Below are 18,440 nucleotides of genomic sequence, written 5' to 3' on the forward strand. Positions count from 1 at the left end.
CGTCATTCGGGTCTGATCGGGCTGCGTTTCATGTGAGTGCTGCGAGCACGCGGGCCCAGCTGCGGATGCCCTTGTGAAAGCTTTCGACGTCGTATTTTTCGTTGGGCGAGTGGATCTGGTCATCGTCCTTGCCGAAACCGATCAGCATCGGGGTGGTGTCGAGGATGTTCTGGAAATGACCGGCAATCGGAATGGATCCGCCGCATCCCACATAGGCCGCGGGCACACCCCATTCATCACTGAGCGCCTTGCGCGCAGCCTCGAACGCGGGGTCATCGGTTTCGGTGATGGAGGCCTGGCCTGCGCCATGCCCGTGGAATTCAACGGTGCAATCGGCGGGCAGGGCGTCCTGCACCATCTTGCGGAAGTTCTCGCGGATGGCGTGCGGGTCCTGATCGCCCACAAGGCGGAAGCTGACCTTGGCGGAGGCTTTGGACGGCAGCACCGTCTTGAACCCCTCGCCCGTATAGCCGCCCCAGATCCCGTTGATTTCGCAGGTGGGGCGGGACCAGATCATCTCGACCGGGGTGCGGTCCTGTTCGCCCGCAGGTTCGGACAGGCCCACATCCCCAAGGAAGGTCGCGTGGTCAAAGGCGAGCCCTTGCCACTGGCTGCGGATGGTGTCGGGCAATTCGGGCACGCCGTCATAAAAGCCGGGGACAGTGATGCGCCCGGTATCATCGTGCAGGGATGCGAGGATACGGCTCAGCACGCGGATCGGGTTCATCGCCACGCCGCCATACATGCCGGAATGCAGGTCGCGGTCGGGGGCGGTGATGGTGAGTTCTTCGCCCAGCAGGCCGCGCAGCATCGTCACGATGGCCGGCACACGGGATTCGAAGAGGCCAGTGTCACAGATCAGCGCGAGATCGGCGCGAAGCTCGTCCGCGTTGTGCTGCATGAACGGTACCAGCGAGGGGGAGCCGCTTTCTTCTTCGCCTTCAAAGAAAAAGGTCAGTTTGCAGGGCAGGGTGCCGTGTTCCGCCTTCCACGCGCGGCAGGCCTCGACAAAGGTCATCAACTGGCCCTTGTCATCCGATGCGCCGCGGGCGCGGATCACCTGGCCGTTTGCGGTGTCCTGCACCTCCGGGTCGAACGGATCACGGTCCCACAGGTCCAGCGGGTCCACGGGCTGCACATCGTAGTGGCCGTAGAACAGCAGGTGCGGGCCATCGCCGTCCACATGACCCACCACCATCGGATGGCCCGGCGTGTCCCGTTTTTCGGCCGCAATACCGATGCTGGCCAGATCCGCCACCAGCCAATCCGCAGCCGTCTGGCAATGTTCGGCAAAGGCAGGGTCGGTCGAGATCGACGGGATCCGCAGCAATTCCAGCAGCCTTTCCGTGGCTTGGGGCATGTCTGCGTCGATGCGGGACAGGACGGCGTCGAGGGTCATGGGGGCTCCTTCGGGGGTCGTTTGCGGGCAGAGTGCGCAGAGTGCGGGGCAGTGTCCAGAGGTGCAATTGATCTGGATCAACGCAGGCGGCGGGGCGCGCGGGCAAGGATGTGGCAGAGGGGGCGATATGTGTGCTTTTGCTGCGCCTGCCTGCGACATGACGCGCATGTCATTTGCATTGAACGGTGCTCAGGCAGTCTATATTCGTTCTAAAGAGTTTCGCGATGCCGTGTGGCGGTTATTGCGGGTACGGATCAAGGGGATCGTCACGTGAACTACGAAGACCAACTGGATCACGCGCTGCAACGCTTGCACGATGAGGGACGGTATCGCACGTTCATCGACATCGAGCGTCAGAAGGGACAGTTCCCGCACGCCACCTGGACCCAACCGGACGGCACGCAAAAGCCTATCACCGTGTGGTGCGGCAATGACTATCTGGGCATGGGGCAGAACCCGATTGTGCTGCAAGCCATGCACGAGGCGATTGACGCCACCGGTGCGGGGTCGGGCGGCACGCGCAACATTTCGGGCACGACCGTGTATCACAAACGCCTTGAGGCGGAGCTCTCGGATCTGCATGGCAAGGAAGCGGCGCTGCTGTTCACCAGCGCCTACATCGCCAATGACGCAACATTAAGTACGCTGCCCAAACTGTTCCCTGGCCTCATTATTTACTCGGATGCTCTGAACCATGCCTCGATGATCGAAGGGGTGCGGCGGAACGGCGGGGCCAAGCGGATTTTCCGGCACAACGACGTTGCGCATCTGCGCGAACTGCTGGCCGCCGATGACCCCGACGCGCCGAAGTTGATTGCCTTCGAATCGATCTATTCCATGGACGGGGATTTCGGCCCGATCGAGGCGATTTGCGATCTGGCGGATGAGTTCGGCGCGCTGACCTATATCGACGAGGTGCACGCCGTGGGTATGTACGGCCCACGCGGGGCCGGTGTGGCGGAACGTGACGGGCTGATGCACCGGATCGACATCATCAACGGCACGCTGGCCAAGGCGTATGGCGTGATGGGTGGCTATATCGCGGCATCCGCAAAAATGTGTGACGCTGTAAGGTCTTATGCGCCGGGCTTCATCTTTACCACCTCCTTGCCGCCTGCGGTGGCTGCCGGAGCTGCGGCTTCTGTTGCGTTCCTGAAGACGGCGGAAAACCTGCGGGCGGATCATCAGGCGCAAGCCAAGGCGTTGAAACTGCGGCTCAAGGGCCTTGGCCTGCCGATCATCGATCATGGCAGCCACATCGTGCCGGTCATGGTGGGCAATCCGGTCCATACCAAGATGTTGAGCGATATGCTGTTGCAGGATCACGGTATCTACGTGCAGCCGATCAACTTTCCCACGGTGCCGCGCGGCACCGAGCGGTTGCGGTTCACGCCATCGCCGGTCCACGGTCCGGGCGAGATTGACGCATTGGTCCGGGCAATGGACCAGTTGTGGTCGCATTGTGCGCTGAACCGCGCCGAAAGCGCTGGCTGAACCGTCAAAATGTGCAAATCGCCTTGCGATGTGTTAAGCAGTCGCTAACAAACACGGTGAAGCGAATCGCGTGGCGTGCGATAGTAGTCACCAGGGACGGAACGAGGCAGCGGGAATGATCGGGCGTAAAACCGACAAAACCGACAAGATTGAGGTCGCAGAGCCAAAGGGCTTTGACGACTTTGAACTGCGCCTTGGGGACGTGATGCGCGGCGAACGCGCGACCCTCGGAAAATCTCTTCTGGACGTACAGCGGGAACTGCGGATCAAGGCGAGCTATATCGCTGCGATCGAGGCATGTGATCCCAATGCGTTCGATACGCCCGGCTTTATTGCCGGGTATGTGCGGTCCTATGCGCGCTATCTGAACATGGATCCTGACCGTGCGTTCGCCGCGTTCTGCGCTGAAAGCGGGTTTGAGGTTGCGCATGGCATGTCCGCCGAAGCGTCGGTGATCAAGAAGCCGTCGCGCGAGGATCGCCGCAGCAAAGGGCCCGGTGCAGACATCTTTTCTGCCCCCGCAACGCCGTTTGTGCCGGCGGCTGAAGCCGTGTGGTCGCAGATCGAACCGCGCGCCATCGGATCGTCTTTGGTGCTGCTGGCGCTGATTGGCGGTATCGGCTGGGGTGGGTATGCGGTTCTGCAAGAGGTGCAGCGCGTGCAGGTTGCGCCGGTTGAGCAAACGCCGGTTGTGCTGTCCGACCTTGATCCGTTGAACGGTGTGGCGCCTGCGGCGCTGCCCGACAGCCCGACGCTCGAGACACCGCGTGCAGATGCGCTGGACCGGCTCTATCGCCCGCAGGCGCTGGATGTGCCGGTGCTGGTGGCGCGGGATGCGCCGATTGCCACGCTTGATCCGCGCGAAAGCGGCACATTCGCCGCACCAGAGCGCGACACGACAGTGGCGGGCGTGGATCGCGCCTTGCAGGAAGCGCTTGGCCAGCCCGGCGTGCCACAGGTGGTCGAAACAGTGTCGCCCGGTCTGACCATGGTTGCCGTGCGTCCGTCGTGGGTGCGGGTGCGGTCAGCGGATGGCACCGTGATTTTCGAGGCGACGATGCAGGCCGGGGACACCTGGAATGCACCGCTCACCGAAGAGCCGCCGACACTGCGCACCGGCGAAAGCGGCGCGATTTACTTTGCCATGAACGACAAGTTCTATGGCCCTGTCGGCGATACCGGTCAGGTGACGTCGAACCTGCCGCTGGAGATTGCGGGCCTGAAGGAAACCTATCTGCCGGTGGATGTGTCCACAGACGAAGGTCTGATCCGCTATGCCGAGGCCCGCGCGGCGGTCACACAAGACAGCGAATAAGCGCCGCACCCCATTGCCGGATCGGCGGGGTGTGTCTATTTTGCCTGACAACTGCTGATTGGCTTTGACGGGGTTCCCATGTCGCTCAACCACATTCGTCCATGGCGCAATATTTATCGCCGGGAAAGCCGCCAAATCATGGTCGGCAACGTGCCCGTGGGGGGCGATGCGCCCATCACGGTCCAGACGATGACCAACACGCTGACCACCGATGTCGCGGCCACCATCGCACAGGTACAGGCGGCGGCAGAGGCGGGGGCGGACATCGTGCGCGTGTCCGTTCCGGACGAGGCGTCATCGGCGGCGTTGAAGGAGATTGTACCGGAATGCCCGGTGCCGATCGTGGCGGACATCCACTTTCACTACAAACGCGGGATCGAGGCGGCAGAGGCCGGGGCGGCCTGCTTGCGGATCAATCCGGGCAATATCGGGTCCGAGGACCGGGTCAAGGAGGTCATCAAGGCCGCCCGCGACCACAATTGTTCGATCCGGATTGGTGTGAACGCAGGCTCGCTGGAAAAGCATCTGCTGGAGAAATACGGTGAGCCGACGCCGGACGCGATGGTGGAAAGCGGGCTCGACCACATCAAGATCCTGCAAGACAACGACTTTCACGAGTTCAAGATCAGCTGCAAGGCGTCGGACGTGTTCATGGCCGCCGCCGCCTATCAACAGCTGGCCGAGGCGACCGATGCGCCCATTCACCTCGGGATTACCGAGGCGGGCGGGCTGACATCCGGCACGATCAAGTCGGCCATCGGCTTGGGCAACCTGTTGTGGATGGGCATTGGCGACACGATCCGCGTGTCGCTGTCGGCCGATCCTGTGGAAGAGGTGAAGGTCGGCTATGAGATCCTGAAATCGCTGGGGCTGCGGCACCGGGGGGTCAACATCATCTCGTGCCCGTCCTGCGCGCGGCAGGGGTTCGACGTGATCAAGACGGTCGAGACGCTGGAAGACCGGCTGGCGCATATCAAGACGCCGATGAGCCTGAGCATCATCGGTTGCGTCGTGAACGGGCCCGGTGAGGCGCTGATGACGGATGTGGGCTGGACCGGGGGCGGGTCGGGCCGTGGCATGGTGTATCTTGGCGGCGCCAAGAGCCACGCGATGGACAACGACAAGATGGTCGAACACATCGTGGAGCAGGTCGAGAAAAAGGCCGCCGAGCTTGATGCGGCGGCAGCAGCGGCGCAGGCGGCCGAGTAGACGGTCGGACGGCGCTGTTTGGCTGCGCCAAAGGCGCCCCGCCCACCGTCCCACACGCACCTGAATTTGACGTCAGGTTTTGGACAGCAGCGTTTCGATTTCGGAAAACGGGGCCATGGTGTCCGCGTAATCGAACGTGCCCTGTGTGAGTGCGCCGCGCAGGACCGACAGGGCGGCGCCATAGGCTGCGCGCGCCAGCGCGGAGCCCACGCTGATCCGCGCAACGCCCAGCGATGCCAGATGCGGCACCGTCAAATCGGGGTGGGCGGCGCCCACCAGCACACTGACCGGGGTGTCCTGTGCGGCCTGCATGATGGTGCGCACGTCGTCTGCATCCTTCAGGCCAGGGGCAAAGACGACATCGGCACCCGCCCTGGCAAAAGCCGTGATGCGTGTGCAGACCGCCTCCAGCGTGAGGGTGCCCGTCAACAGACCTTCGGAACGGGCGGTCAGAACAATGCCATGGGTGCGCGCCGCCTGCACGGCGGCCTCAACGCGCGCCACGGCGTGGTCGAAGGGGTAGATTGGATCGCCGGGCGCATCGCCCAGATCCTCGATGGAGACGCCGGCCAACCCTGCCTGTGCGGCCTGTGCAACGGCCTTGGCCGCGGCCTCGGGACTGTCGCCGCCGCCGTTTTCCAGATCGGCGGACACGGGCACATGCGTGGCCACGTTGATATCGGACGCTGTGGCGAGCATTTGGTCAAGCGACAGCGCGCCGTCTGTCTGACCGCGCGAAAACGCCGCGCCAGCGGAGGTGGAGCCAAGCGCCTTTGCGCCCAAGGATTGAAACATCACTGCGCTGCCCACGTCCCAAGGGTTCGGCATCACAAACGGTGTACCGGGGACATGCAGGTCGCGAAATGTGCTCATCCGCGTTTTTCGTCGACCAGCGCCTGCATCTCGTCAAAGGGCAGGAAGCCGCGGAGCAATTCGTCCTGCAGCACGAAGGTCGGCGTGCCGGTGATCTGCAACCGTTGCGCCAGCGCGCGGGTGCGGCGGATTTCTTCGGTGACGGCCTCGCTGTCCATGTGCGCTTCGATTGCGTCCGCGTCGAGCCCGAAGGTCGATGCCATACGCCGCAGGGTGCGCATGTTCACATCGCTGTTCATGGCCATCAACGCATCATTCACGCCTTTGTAGGCAGCGTCACCGGCAATCTGTTTGGTTGCGACGGCAAAGCGCGAGGCCAGCAGAGACTGTTCCCCGAGGATCGGGAATTCCTTGACGATCAGGCGGATATTGCCATCCGTTTCGAGCAGTTTGGCGACCTCGCTGTGGGCGCGTTTGCAAAACCCGCAGCGGTAGTCGAGGAATTCAACGAGGGTGATATCGCCGTCAGGGTTGCCGCCCACCCAGCTGTAGCCGTCCTCAAAGATGTCTGCCGCGTTGTCGGACACGAGGCTCAGGTCGGCCTGTGCCTGTGCTGCCGCTTCGCGCTGTTCGAGCACGCCGACGGCTTCCATGATCACTTCCGGGTTCGCCAGAAGATAGGCCCGGACCTCTTCGCGGAAGATCGCGCGTTCTTCGTTGGTCATCTGGGTCAGGTCGAGCGCAGACGCGGGCAGGGCAAGGCCCAAGGTCAAAATCGCGAACAGGGTGTTGCGCAACATCTTTATCTCCGTTTTCTGGCGGCACGTTCGGAGGCAAGGAGCACATCCTGCGCACGTTGCCAAGGCCCGGATCCTTCGGGCAGCAGCCCGGTGGCCCGTTTTGCGTGAATGGCGGCGTCTTCGAGCCGCCCGCGGAGCGCAAAGCGTTCCGCAGTCACGACCGACGCCATGCCGCGTTGCCCGGTGCGGGCATAGGCGACGCTCAGGTCGCGCAGCATGGAACCGTCGCGGAAATCGACCCGGCGCGCGCGTTCGAGCGCCTGCAACGCGGCACGGGTGTTGTCGGTGGCCAGCAAGGCGCGGCCATAGCTGGCCTGCAACAGACCGTCGCGCGGGCGCAGTCGGACCGCTTGTGCGTGGGCGTTCACGGCGGCGTTGAACTGGCGCGATTCCATCAGGATCTGGCCCTTGAGATCGTAGTAGAACGGGTCCTGCGGCCGCAGGGCGATGGCGTTGTTGATCGCGTTCACAGCGCGTTTGGTGTCGGAATTGCGGTGCCGGGCGATGGCCTCGCGCATATACGCGATGTCCTGTGCGCCGCTTTCGTTCAGGCGGCGCAGGGTCCAGCTGCCCCGGCGCTGAAACGCGGTCAACTTGCCCTTGGCCCGCAGGAACCAGTAATCCGCCGCCGTGGCCCCGCCGGTCTCCGCACGTGCAGATGCTGCGGCAAAGGCTTCGATGGCGCGCAGACGGTCACGGCTGAGCGGGTGGGAGCGGACGTATGGGTCCTGACGCCCCACGCTCAGCGCTTCCTGACCGCGGAAGAGTTGCATCACGTCGAGCATGCCGGACACCGGCACACCTGCGCTGCGCATATACCGCAGGCCGGATTGGTCGGCAGAGGATTCTTCGGCGCGGGTATGGGCAAAGAAGCGGCGTTGCGCCGTGCTTTGCGCGCCGATGGCAAGGCCCGCTGCCGCCTCACCGCTGCCACTGGCTGCACCGGCGAGAATGGCAAGCGCGGTGCCCAGCGTGGCGGCGTTGCGCGCCGCGCCAAGGTTCGTGAGGCGGCGGGTGATGTGGCCGTTGGCGATATGGGCTGCCTCATGCGCGATGACGGCCTGCAACATCGCGGCCCGGTCCATGCGCGCGATCAGGCCGCTGTGGATGTAAATGGCGTCATTGCCGATCACAAAAGCGTTCAGCGAGGAATCGTTCACCACCAGGATCTTGGTCCCCGACGCGCTCAGCCCTGCCGCCCGCAGGATCGGGCTCGCGACCTGGGCCAGCGCGTATTCCATATCCGCATCCCGCAGCAGAGTGACCGCGCGGGCGGGCAGGGCGAGCGTGCAGAGCAAAAGCAGGATTGACGCCTGCAACAGAAGCCGATGAAAGGTCATGGCAAGGATCATAGGAGACCCCATGCGAACCTCAACCCGTAGCGACATCGATCCCTTCATCGTGATGGATGTCATGGAGGCGGCACGCGCCGCCGAAGATGCCGGGCGCCACATAATTCATATGGAAGTCGGCCAACCCGGCACCGGCGCACCACAGGCGGCGATCCGCGCATTGGGCGCTGCGATGGCGGACGGGCCGCTGGGGTACACGGTGGCATTGGGCTTGCCTGCGCTGCGCGCGCGCATCGCACGGCTCTATGGGGAGTGGTACGGCGTTGATCTGGACCCGGCGCGGGTGGTGATCACGTCCGGCGCATCCGGTGGATTTCTGTTGGCGTTCAACGCGCTCTTTGACAGCGGCGATCGGGTGGGCATCGGTGCGCCGGGCTATCCGAGCTATCGCCAAATCCTGCGCGCGCTTGGCCTGTGCCCGGTGGACCTGCAGACCGCGCCCGAAAACCGGCTGCAACCGGTGGCGGACGATCTGGCGGGGCAGGACCTTTCGGGGCTGCTCGTGGCGTCGCCCGCGAACCCGTCGGGCACGATGCTGAACCGCGACGCCATGGCGTGGCTGATCGACGCGGCGCAGGGGGCAGGGGCGGCGTTCATCAGTGATGAGATCTACCACGGCATCGAATACGAGGCCAAAGCGGTCTCCGCGCTGGAGGTCAGCGATGATGTCTATGTGATCAATTCCTTTTCCAAGTACTTCTCGATGACCGGCTGGCGGGTGGGCTGGATGGTGGTGCCGCAGGACCATGTGCGTGTCATCGAACGGCTGGCGCAGAACATGTTCATCTGCGCCCCGCACGCCAGCCAGGTCGCAGCCCTCGCGGCGATGGATGCGCGCGACGAGCTTGAGGCGAACATGGATGTCTACCGCGCCAACCGCCAGCTGATGCTGGAGGGCCTGCCAAAGGCCGGGTTCACCAATATCGCGCCGCCTGATGGGGCGTTCTATGTCTATGCCGATGTGTCCGCCATCACCGATGACAGCCGCGCACTGGCCGCGGAAATCCTCGACCGGGCCGGTGTTGCGGTGACGCCGGGGCTGGATTTCGACCCGGTGCGCGGGCATCAGACGCTGCGCTTTTCCTATGCGCGCAGTACCGACGACATTGCCGAGGGGTTGCAGCGGTTGGCGGATTTCATGGCCAACCGGTGAAACGGGGGATACCGCGCGGCGCGGCCTTGGCCTATGCTGCGCTCAAAATGAACGGGCACACATGCGGGCACTTTTCGCAGCATTCCTGATCTGGACCACGGCGGTCTGTGCGCTGGCACAGGACCTCAGCGGCCTTGCGCGCGTCGACACCGGGGTAAGCGGGATCGAGGACGGCTGGTTCGGGCGCACGACACTGACCCTGTCGCTGAGCCAGGGGGTGCCGTTCCGGGTGTTCACTCTTGATGCGCCCGCGCGGCTGGTCGTTGATTTCCGTGAGGTCGATTTCGAAGGCATCCTTCCGCGCGACATCCTGGACGCGCCGGGCCGTGTCAGCGCGATCCGGTTCGGCGTGTTCCGTCCGGGTTGGTCACGCCTGGTGATGGATCTGGCCGAACCGATGTTGCCCGTCGAAGTCGGGATGCCGGTCGAGGCCAGCAGCGGGCGCGCGACGTTTTCCATCGTGCTCAAATCCGTGGATGAGGCGCGCTTTGCGGAAAAGGCGCGCGGCCCGGACGACCCCGCATGGGGCGTGCAGGCCGCCGCAGCGCCGCCCCCCCGGTCGAGGACGGGTTTGTCGTCGTCATTGATCCGGGCCACGGCGGCATTGACCCCGGTGCGGTGCGCGAAAGCACCTCGGAAAAGGAACTGATGCTCAGCATCGGGCGCGATCTGCGCGATGCGCTGCGCCGCGCGGGCGGGGTCGAGGTGGTGATGACGCGTGATGAGGATGTGTTCGTGTCGCTGCCGGGGCGGGTCGCACTGGCCCATCAGGTGGGCGCGGATGCGTTCATTTCGCTGCATGCCGATGCGCTGAGCCAGGGGCAGGCGCGCGGTGCCACGGTCTATACCCTGTCGGAGGAGGCCAGCGACGCGGCTTCGGCGCAACTCGCGGCCCAGCACGACCGGGCCGATATTCTGGCGGGCATCGATCTGAGCGGGGCGGATGACGAAGTGGCCACCGTGCTGATGGAAATCGCCCGGACCGAGACCAAGCCGCGCACCGACACGCTGGCCACCACGTTGATCGACGCCATGCGCGAGGCGGGCGGGCCGATGAACAAGCGGCCCAAGCGCGAGGCCGGGTTTTCCGTCCTCAAAAGCGCGGACATCCCGTCGGTTCTGGTAGAGGTCGGGTTCCTGTCGGATGCGCGCGATCTGGCGAACTTGCGCGACCCGATCTGGCGCGCGGTCATGGTCGAGGCGCTGGCCAGCGGCATTCTGGCCTGGCGCGACCGTGACGCGGCCACCCGTGCGTTGATCCGGCAATGATCTGGTGCGGTCACATCGGCGGCATTTCGCACGCGTGACCTTTTGACGATGTCCGCGCGGTGCCGTATATTGCCGCTCAAGAAATACGCACAACGCACACAAGCAAGAGCATACAAGGCGGGCGGCCATGTTCAGGTTCATTCTTTCCTTCTTTGGCGGGATTTTCACGACCGTTACGATGGGCGCGATGATGATCGCGCTCAGCATCGGGGCGGTGTTCTGGATGTACGGTCGCGACTTGCCCAGCCATGAGAGCCTCGCACAATATCAGCCCGCCACGATCAGCCGAATCTATTCCGGCGAAGGTCAGATCATCGACGAATTTGCGCAGGAACGCCGCCTCTTTGCGCCTGCGGATACGATTCCGGATCTGGTGAAGCAGGCGTTCATCAGCGCCGAGGACAAGAATTTCTATACCCATGACGGCTATGACCTGCGCGGGATCGGCTCGGCCGCCTATGACGCGGTGCGCTCGCGCGGGCAGGATGTGCGCGGGGCGTCCACCATCACGCAGCAGGTGATGAAAAACTTCCTTTTGTCCGGCGACCGTCAGGCGGAACGCAAGATCAAGGAAATCATCCTCGCCGCCCGCGTCGAAGAGGCGCTGAGCAAGGAAAAGATCCTCGAACTCTACATGAACGAGATTTTCCTCGGTCAGAACTCCTATGGCGTGGCCGCGGCGTCCCAGACCTATTTCAACAAGAAACTCAGCGATCTGGCGCCGCATGAGGCGGCGTTCCTGGCGTCGCTGCCCAAGGCACCTTCGGATTTCCATCCCGTCCGCCGCAAGGACCGGCTGCTGTCGCGCCGGAACTTTGTGCTCAAGGAGATGATGGAAAACGGCTATCTCACCGAGGCGCAATACGAGGCCGAGCGGGCGATGCCGCTTAAATCCGTGCAGAACGGCGATTTCGAGAGCTTCAAGGCCGAACTGCCGCCGCGCGACTACTTTACCGATGAGATCCGCCGCCAGCTGTCCGAGGATTTTGGCGAGGGTGAGTTTTTCACTGGCGGTTACACGGTGCGTGCCACCATCGACGCTGAGATGCAGCCCGTGGCGGCGCGCGCGCTGCGCACCAAGCTTGAGGATTACGACCGCGCGCAGGGCGATTGGCGCGGCACCGGCAAAAAGCTGGAAGGCGATGACCTTGAGAACTGGCAGACGGCGCTGCCCGCTCTGACCGTTCCGCGTGACATTGACCTGAACGGTGTGTGGCGGCCCGCCGTCGTGCTGGCCGTTGAGGATCAGCAGTTGCAGATGGGTATCGAAGGCTGGACCGAGGATGAGCCTGCCGCAGTTGTGCCGCGCGAGGACATCAAGTGGCTCAAGGGCGACTTTTTCGACAATTTCGAAGTGGGCGACGTGGTGCATGTGCGCGCCATGACCGCTGACAGTGACGGATCGTTCATCCGCTGGAGCCTGCGACAGGTGCCGCGCGTGCAAGGCGGCTTTGTCGCGATGGACGTGAACACGGGCCGCGTGATCGCGATGCAGGGCGGGTTCAGCTATCAGCATTCGGTTTTCAACCGCGCGACGCAGGCCAAACGCCAACCCGGCTCCTCGTTCAAGCCATTTGTCTATGCGGCTGCCTTGGACAGCGGGTATACGCCCGCAACCATCGTGGTCGACGCCCCGATCGAGGTGAACACGCCGCAGGGGCTTTGGCGGCCCAAGAACTCGACCAACAAGTTCTATGGGCCCACGCCGCTGCGGACCGGGATCGAGCAATCGAGGAACCTGATGACCATCCGCCTGGCGGAAGAGGTCGGGATGGATGTCGTGGCGAGCTACGCCGATGAATTCGGCGTCTATGACCGGATGCGCCCGTTCCTCGCCAACTCGCTCGGGGCGGAGGAAACCACGCTCTACCGGATGGTGTCTGCCTATGCGATGTTCGCCAATGGTGGTGAGCGGGTGAAGCCGACGCTTGTGGACCGCGTGCAGGACCGTTTTGGCCGCACGGTGTACCGGCATGATGAGCGTGAATGTGCGGATTGCACGCGGCTGGCGAGCCTTGATCCCGGTTTCAGCCCCGAGATCGTGTCGAACCGGGAACGTGTGATGGACCCGGTCACGGCCTATCAGCTGACGTCGATGATGAAGGGTGTGGTGGATCGCGGGACGGCCCGGTCAATCAAGCTGCCGGTGCCGATTGCGGGCAAGACGGGCACCACCAATGACACCAAGGACGTCTGGTTCGTGGGCTTTTCCAGCAACATCGTTGCGGGCTGCTATATCGGCTATGACCAACCGCGCCCCTTGGGCGGGTCGGTGTCGAGCGGTCGGACCTGTGGCGGTGTGTTTGCCGATTTCATGGCCGAGGCGATCCAGAAATACGGCGGTGGCCAGTTCGAGGTTCCGGAGCAATGTGAATTCCAGAAGATCGACCGGTTCACCGGGTCGCGCCTGAGCGCGGAGGCGTCGGGCGACAATGTCGTGGCGGAGTGTTTCCGCGAGGGCGAAGAGCCGATCTTTGGCATCACCTTTGATGGTGGCTTTGCCATGGGCGCGGACCTGCCGCTTTTTGAACAGGCGGGCGGGGGTGCACGGCAAGTGACCACGTCGACCGGGAAAAAGGCCGTTGTCGGCAACAAGGCCAATTTCGGCACGCTCAGCTCGGGTGGTCTTTATTAAGTATGTCAGGTGACGCGCGTGTCCGGGCGTGCGCCCGGCCACGACGCCCCACCCGCCATCCCTGTGGCGTTGCGCGTCTTGTGACCCTGTGGACCATGGGCTATTCGGTAGGTCTGTAAGAGGAAGACCCCCATGCGCGCCGAAGTTCAGAATATCGTTGAAGAGATTGAGAAATCGCTGGATCTGCTGGCGCAGCGGCTGGATGTGGACACCGCGCAGCACCGGCTTGAGGAGTTCAACGCCCGGGTCGAGGATCCGAACCTCTGGGACAATCCGGACGCCGCCCAGAAGCTGATGCGGGAGCGGCAGATGCTGGTGGACGCGATGGAGACGCATGCCCGTATCACGCAGGATCTGGCAGACAATATCGAGCTGATCGAGCTGGGTGAGATGGAAGAAGACGCAGAGGTTGTGGGCGATGCCGAAGCCGCGCTCAAGACCTTGCGCGACACGGCCGCGCAGAAAGAGCTTGAAGCGCTGCTGGATGGTGAAGCCGATGGCAACGACACGTTCCTTGAAATCAACGCGGGTGCCGGTGGCACGGAAAGCTGCGATTGGGCGTCGATGCTGGCGCGGATGTATGTGCGGTGGGCGGAAAAGCAGGGGTACAAGGTCGAGTTGCAGTCCGAACAGGGCGGTGACGAGGCCGGTATCAAATCCGCGACCTACAAGATTACCGGGCAGAACGCCTATGGCTGGCTCAAGTCGGAAAGCGGCGTGCACCGGTTGGTGCGCATCTCGCCCTATGACAGCGCGGCCAAGCGACACACGTCCTTCAGCTCGGTCTGGGTCTATCCGGTGGTCGATGACAACATCGAGGTCGAGGTGAACCCCGCCGATATCCGCATCGATACCTACCGGTCCTCGGGCGCGGGCGGGCAGCACGTGAACACCACGGATTCGGCGGTGCGGATCACGCACCACCCGACAGGCATCGTCGTGACCAGTTCCGAGAAATCGCAGCACCAGAACCGGGACATCGCGATGAAGGCCCTCAAGAGCCGCCTGTATCAGTTGGAGTTGGAGCGGCGCACGGCGGATATCAACGCCGCTCATGAGGCCAAGGGTGATGCCGGGTGGGGCAATCAGATCCGGTCCTATGTTCTGCAGCCCTACCAGATGGTGAAGGACCTGCGCACCAACCACGAGACGTCCGACACCAAAGGTGTGCTGGACGGCGATCTCGACGGGTTCATGGCCGCAACGCTGGCCATGGATGTCAGCGGCAAGAGCCGTGCGGAAGCGCAGGGTGACTAGGGCACTGGCCCTTTTGCTCGCGCTCTGTGCAGGCGCTTCGTTTGCACAAACATCTGATACGTTTGACCAATATGCGGATCGCGGCTGCGTCGTGGATGCGGCGTCCGGCGTTGATGTCGCGGCATTGGTGGACGCGGGGCAGGCGGTGGCAATGCCCGGCGGATCGGCCCTGTTGGGGCCAGATGTCTGTACGATTGCGCCGCCCGTTCCGCAGGATGCGCCGTCCTTGCGCGATGCCGATGTGCTGCGTGCGTTTGTGCCATATGACGATGGGTCCGGTGCGCAGGGGCCGGGCTGTGTCCTTGATCTGAGCACGTTCATGGAATGGATGCCGTTGGCCAAGGGATGGACCGTGGCAGAGGCGGAAGACGCCTATCGCAAGCTGGTGTCCGCTGGCATAGCATCCGGTGATCTGCGGTTTTTCAGCACGGATATCCTGGCCACGCCGCCCGGTGTGCAGCTTGTCACCGGGCGCTGCGAAGATGCGCCGGGCGCTGCGGCGTTGCGGGCAAGCCATGACGAAATCATGCGCTGGTTCGACCCGTTTATTCGCGCGGTCGGACCGCAAACGCCGTGCCGGAACGGGGCGACAGTCTTGGACGCAGATGGGTTTGCCGTGATGAATGAGATCACGGGCGGCACCCATGTGAACGCATGGCTGGCCTTTGAGGTCTGGTTGATCGCCTATGGCGGCGGTTGGTATACCTTTGACGGGGCAGGGGATCGTGGCACGCCGCGCCCGCCGGCCTGTGGCATGGCACCATGAGTGCGCACGCTCTGGGACCGGGGAGCGGGGCATTGGCGCTGTCGCAGGCGCTTGCGGATCGGGCATTGAGCGCGTCCGAGTTGATGCAGGCCACGTTGGACCGGATTGATGCGGTGAACGGCGATGTAAACGCCGTTGTTTCCCTGCGCGATCGCAATGCCTTGATGGCAGAGGCGCGCGCGGCGGACAACAGCGCACGGCGCGGGTGGTTGCACGGCATTCCCATTGCGATCAAGGACCTGGCGAACGCTGCAGGTCTGCCCACGTCGATGGGGTCGCCTATTTTCGCAGGGCAGGTGGCGGCGCAGGATGACATCATGGTGGCGCGGCTGCGTGCCGCCGGGGCGCTGATCATTGGCAAGACGAACACGCCGCAATTCGGCCTTGGATCGCACAGCACGAACCCGGTCTTTGGCCCAACGCGCAACCCGTATGACCTGAGCCGAAGCGCGGGTGGGTCGTCCGGGGGCGCAGGTGTCGCATTGGCGTGCGGCATGCTGAGCGTTGCGGACGGGTCCGACATGATGGGGTCGCTGCGCAATCCGGCGGGGTGGAACAATATCTATGGGATGCGGCCAAGCTGGGGGCTGGTGCCGTCGGAGCCGCAGGGGGATGCGTTTCTGCATCAACTGTCCACCAACGGGCCGATGGCGCGGAGCCCGCGGGACCTCGCGGCACTGCTTGATACCATGGCCGGGGCGGATCCCCGGCAGCCGCACGGGCTGGATCAGCCCCCAAGCCTGCCGCAGATGGATGGCGACGTGCCGCCTCTGCGCATCGGGTGGCTCGGCGACTGGGGCGGGGCATTGCCGATGGAGGCAGGGGTGCGCGACCTGTGCGCCGCGGCGCTGGTGCAGTTCGAAGGGCTGGGATGTGCGGTGGATGCGCTGGACGCGCCGTTTGATCGTGATGCGTTGTGGCAGTCCTGGACTCACCTGCGCAGCTTTGCGGTCGCGGGCGGGCTTGCGCCGCTCTATCACAACGCGGCCCAGCGGGATCGGCTGAACCCACAGGCGCACTGGGAAATCACGCAAGGCCTGTCCCTGTCCGCGATGGCGGTGCACGCGGCCAGCGTGATCCGCACCGATTGGTTCAAGGCGGCTGCGGCGCTGTTTGACACCTATGACGTGCTTGCGCTGCCGACGGCCCAGATGTGGCCCTTTGACGTGACCCTGAACTGGCCCACGGAGATCGCGGGCGTGACCATGGATACGTATCACCGCTGGATGGAGGTTGTTGCCCCGGCGAGCCTGATTGGCCTGCCGGTGGTCGCTGTGCCCGTGGGCTTTGGCGAGCCGGATGATCTGCCCATGGGGCTGCAACTGATCGGGCCCCGGGGCAGTGATGCGCGGCTGTTGCACTTGGCGGAGGCGTGGCATCAGGCGACCGACTGGCCGAACCGGCGTCCCCCGCTGCTCTAAAGCAGAAATACAAAAAACCGCACCACGTCACCCTGCCTGAAATCAAAGATTTCAACGGGTTACGTGAGACAGAATGTTGCGAGTTTTTTGTATTTCGCTTCAATCCGCGACTTCGCGGCCCATGGCGACCAATGCCGCCCGCAACGCCCCTGCATCCGGGTGCGCCGTTTCCAGTGCAAAGACATAGGCTTGCGTCAAAAAGAACCCACGCGCATCCCCCTCAACCGCATCCGCCGCCTGTCGGTAAAGGGCGACCATCGCCGCGCGGTCATCGCGCGCGTGCGCTTCCAGCAATTGCGCCTCCAGTGCGGGGTTCATTCGGCGGCTTGGGCCTGCGCGCGGTGATGCTGCATCCGGCCTGCGACCCAGTCGTGGAACAGATGCGTCGGCCCGTCCATCGCCGGCGAAAAGCGGCCGCCGTCGAACGCAGGTGCGTGCCGCCCGCGCTGCATCCCCTCGACGACAAAGATGTCTTCTTCAAAGACTTGCTTCCACTGTTCGGTATTGCGCGCGCGCAGGTCCGGATCGGTGTCCGGTTCGGTGTAGAACAGGTGGATCTGTTCCTGCGTCCGGTCCGGTCCTTTGGGTGTCAGCACAATGGCGAATGCATGGTCGCGGTGCACGCCCAGCAGCACATTGGGGTAGGCGGCGATATATTCCGCCGCCGTGTCCCAGCGGTCCGACAGATTGTCAAAGTCGGAAAATCGCTGGCCTTCGGGGCCGTTCAACTGGCGATATACATGGGTGCCCTGACCGGAATACCGGCCCGCTTCCTCGATATGATAGTGATCTTCCAGCCGCGAATAGGTGTTCAGGCTGGGATGCACCCACGGCAAATGATAGCTTTCGCAATAATTCTCGACCGCCAGTTTCCAGTTGCAGCGCACATCCAGCGTGAACCGGCTGTCGGCACCGCCATGATAGAGCGGTTTGTCAAACTCGGACCACCGCGCCAGCAGATCGGCGTGATGATCCTCAAACGGGGCGGCATCACCGGACAGGTTGATCCAGACGACGCCCATCCAGATATGGCTGCGCACCTCGATCAGGCCGAGTGTGTCGCGATCAATGCCTTGCGCCGTGTTCTGCCCCGGTCCGCCCACATGGGGCGTCGACACCAGCCGTCCTTCGGTGCTGTAGCACCAGCTGTGATAGGGGCAGCGCAGCGCGCCTTCGATCTTGCGCGGTGCATCCACGAGGATCATGCCGCGATGCCGACAGATGTTGTGGAACACCCGCACGACCCCGGCGCGGTCGCGCAACAAAAGCAGCGGCATGCCGACAAAATCAATGGGGTGGGCGTCGCCGGGTTCGGGCACATCGGCGGTCACCGCCAGTCCCGCCCATTCCGACATCAAAAGTGCAGTGCGCTCTTCATCGTAGACCGCTGCATCGGTGTAATGCGCATTGGGCAGCCCATGCGCCGTGTTGATCGGTTGACGGACGGAAGAGAGCGTTGAGTGTGTCATGGCAGCCTCGCAGGTTTACAGCGAGACTAGGCCGATATGTGGCGGGTCGGCTTGTTCAATTTCGACCCGACTTTGCCATTGCCGACAT

General features: G+C 63.7%; 16 protein-coding genes. 10 read left to right on the forward strand and 6 right to left on the reverse strand.

What is annotated here, in order from left to right; translation table 11 throughout:
* Positions 1 to 28: 28 nt before the first annotated feature.
* Entirely contained in the window at positions 29 to 1,399 is a 1,371-nt protein-coding gene (locus tag ACERHN_RS17700) for a M20/M25/M40 family metallo-hydrolase (RefSeq protein WP_415920337.1), read from the reverse strand.
* A gap of 270 nt (positions 1,400 to 1,669) precedes the next feature.
* On the opposite strand from ACERHN_RS17700, the gene hemA reads away from it, so the two are divergent.
* From hemA to ispG, 3 genes are all read left to right on the forward strand, one after another.
* Positions 1,670 to 2,893: a 5-aminolevulinate synthase gene (hemA, locus tag ACERHN_RS17705; RefSeq protein WP_415920338.1), complete on the forward strand. Its 1,224-nt coding sequence runs from the start codon at positions 1,670 to 1,672 to the stop codon at positions 2,891 to 2,893.
* Positions 2,894 to 3,008: 115 nt separating this feature from the next.
* Positions 3,009 to 4,208 carry a helix-turn-helix domain-containing protein gene (locus tag ACERHN_RS17710; RefSeq protein ID WP_415920339.1) on the forward strand — a complete coding sequence of 400 codons (1,200 nt, stop codon included), beginning with the start codon at positions 3,009 to 3,011 and terminating at the stop codon, positions 4,206 to 4,208.
* 78 nt (positions 4,209 to 4,286) lie between these two features.
* Positions 4,287 to 5,417 (forward strand): flavodoxin-dependent (E)-4-hydroxy-3-methylbut-2-enyl-diphosphate synthase, encoded by a 1,131-nt coding sequence (ispG, locus tag ACERHN_RS17715; protein WP_415920340.1) that lies wholly within the window; start codon positions 4,287 to 4,289, stop codon positions 5,415 to 5,417.
* A 72-nt stretch (positions 5,418 to 5,489) separates the two neighbouring features.
* On the opposite strand, the gene ACERHN_RS17720 is transcribed toward ispG, so the two are convergent.
* From ACERHN_RS17720 to ACERHN_RS17730, 3 genes are read right to left on the reverse strand one after another with little or no spacing between them, the layout of a single operon-like run.
* Entirely contained in the window at positions 5,490 to 6,290 is an 801-nt protein-coding gene (locus ACERHN_RS17720) for an isocitrate lyase/PEP mutase family protein (RefSeq protein ID WP_415920341.1), read from the reverse strand.
* On the reverse strand, positions 6,287 to 7,030 hold the full coding sequence (locus tag ACERHN_RS17725) for a DsbA family protein (RefSeq protein ID WP_415920342.1): 744 nt from the start codon (positions 7,028 to 7,030) through the stop codon (positions 6,287 to 6,289). The genes ACERHN_RS17720 and ACERHN_RS17725 overlap by 4 nt, the downstream gene beginning before the upstream one ends.
* Before the next feature lie 2 nt (positions 7,031 to 7,032).
* On the reverse strand, positions 7,033 to 8,370 hold the full coding sequence (locus ACERHN_RS17730; RefSeq protein WP_415920343.1) for a M48 family metalloprotease: 1,338 nt from the start codon (positions 8,368 to 8,370) through the stop codon (positions 7,033 to 7,035).
* A gap of 22 nt (positions 8,371 to 8,392) precedes the next feature.
* Here ACERHN_RS17730 and ACERHN_RS17735 point away from each other — a divergent pair, with 22 nt between their 5' ends.
* The 7 genes from ACERHN_RS17735 (at position 8,393) to ACERHN_RS17765 (ending at position 16,883) form a co-directional block, all read left to right on the forward strand.
* Positions 8,393 to 9,535 (forward strand): pyridoxal phosphate-dependent aminotransferase, encoded by a 1,143-nt coding sequence (locus tag ACERHN_RS17735; RefSeq protein WP_415920344.1) that lies wholly within the window; start codon positions 8,393 to 8,395, stop codon positions 9,533 to 9,535.
* A gap of 61 nt (positions 9,536 to 9,596) precedes the next feature.
* Positions 9,597 to 10,184: an AMIN domain-containing protein gene (locus ACERHN_RS17740; RefSeq protein WP_415920345.1), complete on the forward strand. Its 588-nt coding sequence runs from the start codon at positions 9,597 to 9,599 to the stop codon at positions 10,182 to 10,184.
* Positions 10,154 to 10,804, forward strand: a complete 651-nt coding sequence (locus tag ACERHN_RS17745; RefSeq protein ID WP_415922763.1) for an N-acetylmuramoyl-L-alanine amidase family protein — start codon at positions 10,154 to 10,156, stop codon at positions 10,802 to 10,804. Before ACERHN_RS17740 ends, ACERHN_RS17745 begins: the two co-directional genes overlap by 31 nt.
* A gap of 127 nt (positions 10,805 to 10,931) precedes the next feature.
* Positions 10,932 to 13,439, forward strand: coding sequence for a penicillin-binding protein 1A (locus ACERHN_RS17750; protein ID WP_415920346.1), 2,508 nt, complete (start codon positions 10,932 to 10,934; stop codon positions 13,437 to 13,439).
* A 132-nt stretch (positions 13,440 to 13,571) separates the two neighbouring features.
* Positions 13,572 to 14,696, forward strand: coding sequence for a peptide chain release factor 2 (prfB, locus tag ACERHN_RS17755; protein ID WP_415920347.1), 1,125 nt, complete (start codon positions 13,572 to 13,574; stop codon positions 14,694 to 14,696).
* 91 nt (positions 14,697 to 14,787) lie between these two features.
* Complete coding sequence (locus ACERHN_RS17760; RefSeq protein ID WP_415920348.1) at positions 14,788 to 15,462, forward strand: hypothetical protein; 675 nt, start codon at positions 14,788 to 14,790, stop codon at positions 15,460 to 15,462.
* Positions 15,459 to 16,883, forward strand: coding sequence for an amidase (locus ACERHN_RS17765; RefSeq protein ID WP_415920349.1), 1,425 nt, complete (start codon positions 15,459 to 15,461; stop codon positions 16,881 to 16,883). Before ACERHN_RS17760 ends, ACERHN_RS17765 begins: the two co-directional genes overlap by 4 nt.
* A 99-nt stretch (positions 16,884 to 16,982) precedes the next feature.
* Here ACERHN_RS17765 and ACERHN_RS17770 read toward each other — a convergent pair whose 3' ends face one another.
* Together ACERHN_RS17770 and ACERHN_RS17775 are read right to left on the reverse strand one after the other, a co-directional pair.
* On the reverse strand, positions 16,983 to 17,201 hold the full coding sequence (locus ACERHN_RS17770) for a hypothetical protein (protein ID WP_415920350.1): 219 nt from the start codon (positions 17,199 to 17,201) through the stop codon (positions 16,983 to 16,985).
* Positions 17,198 to 18,352, reverse strand: a complete 1,155-nt coding sequence (locus ACERHN_RS17775; protein WP_415920351.1) for an aromatic ring-hydroxylating oxygenase subunit alpha — start codon at positions 18,350 to 18,352, stop codon at positions 17,198 to 17,200. Before ACERHN_RS17775 ends, ACERHN_RS17770 begins: the two co-directional genes overlap by 4 nt.
* Between the last annotated feature and the right edge of the window lie 88 nt (positions 18,353 to 18,440).

Origin of the sequence: Tateyamaria rhodophyticola (assembly GCF_047777875.1) — a bacterium.
Taxonomy (GTDB): domain Bacteria; phylum Pseudomonadota; class Alphaproteobacteria; order Rhodobacterales; family Rhodobacteraceae; genus Tateyamaria.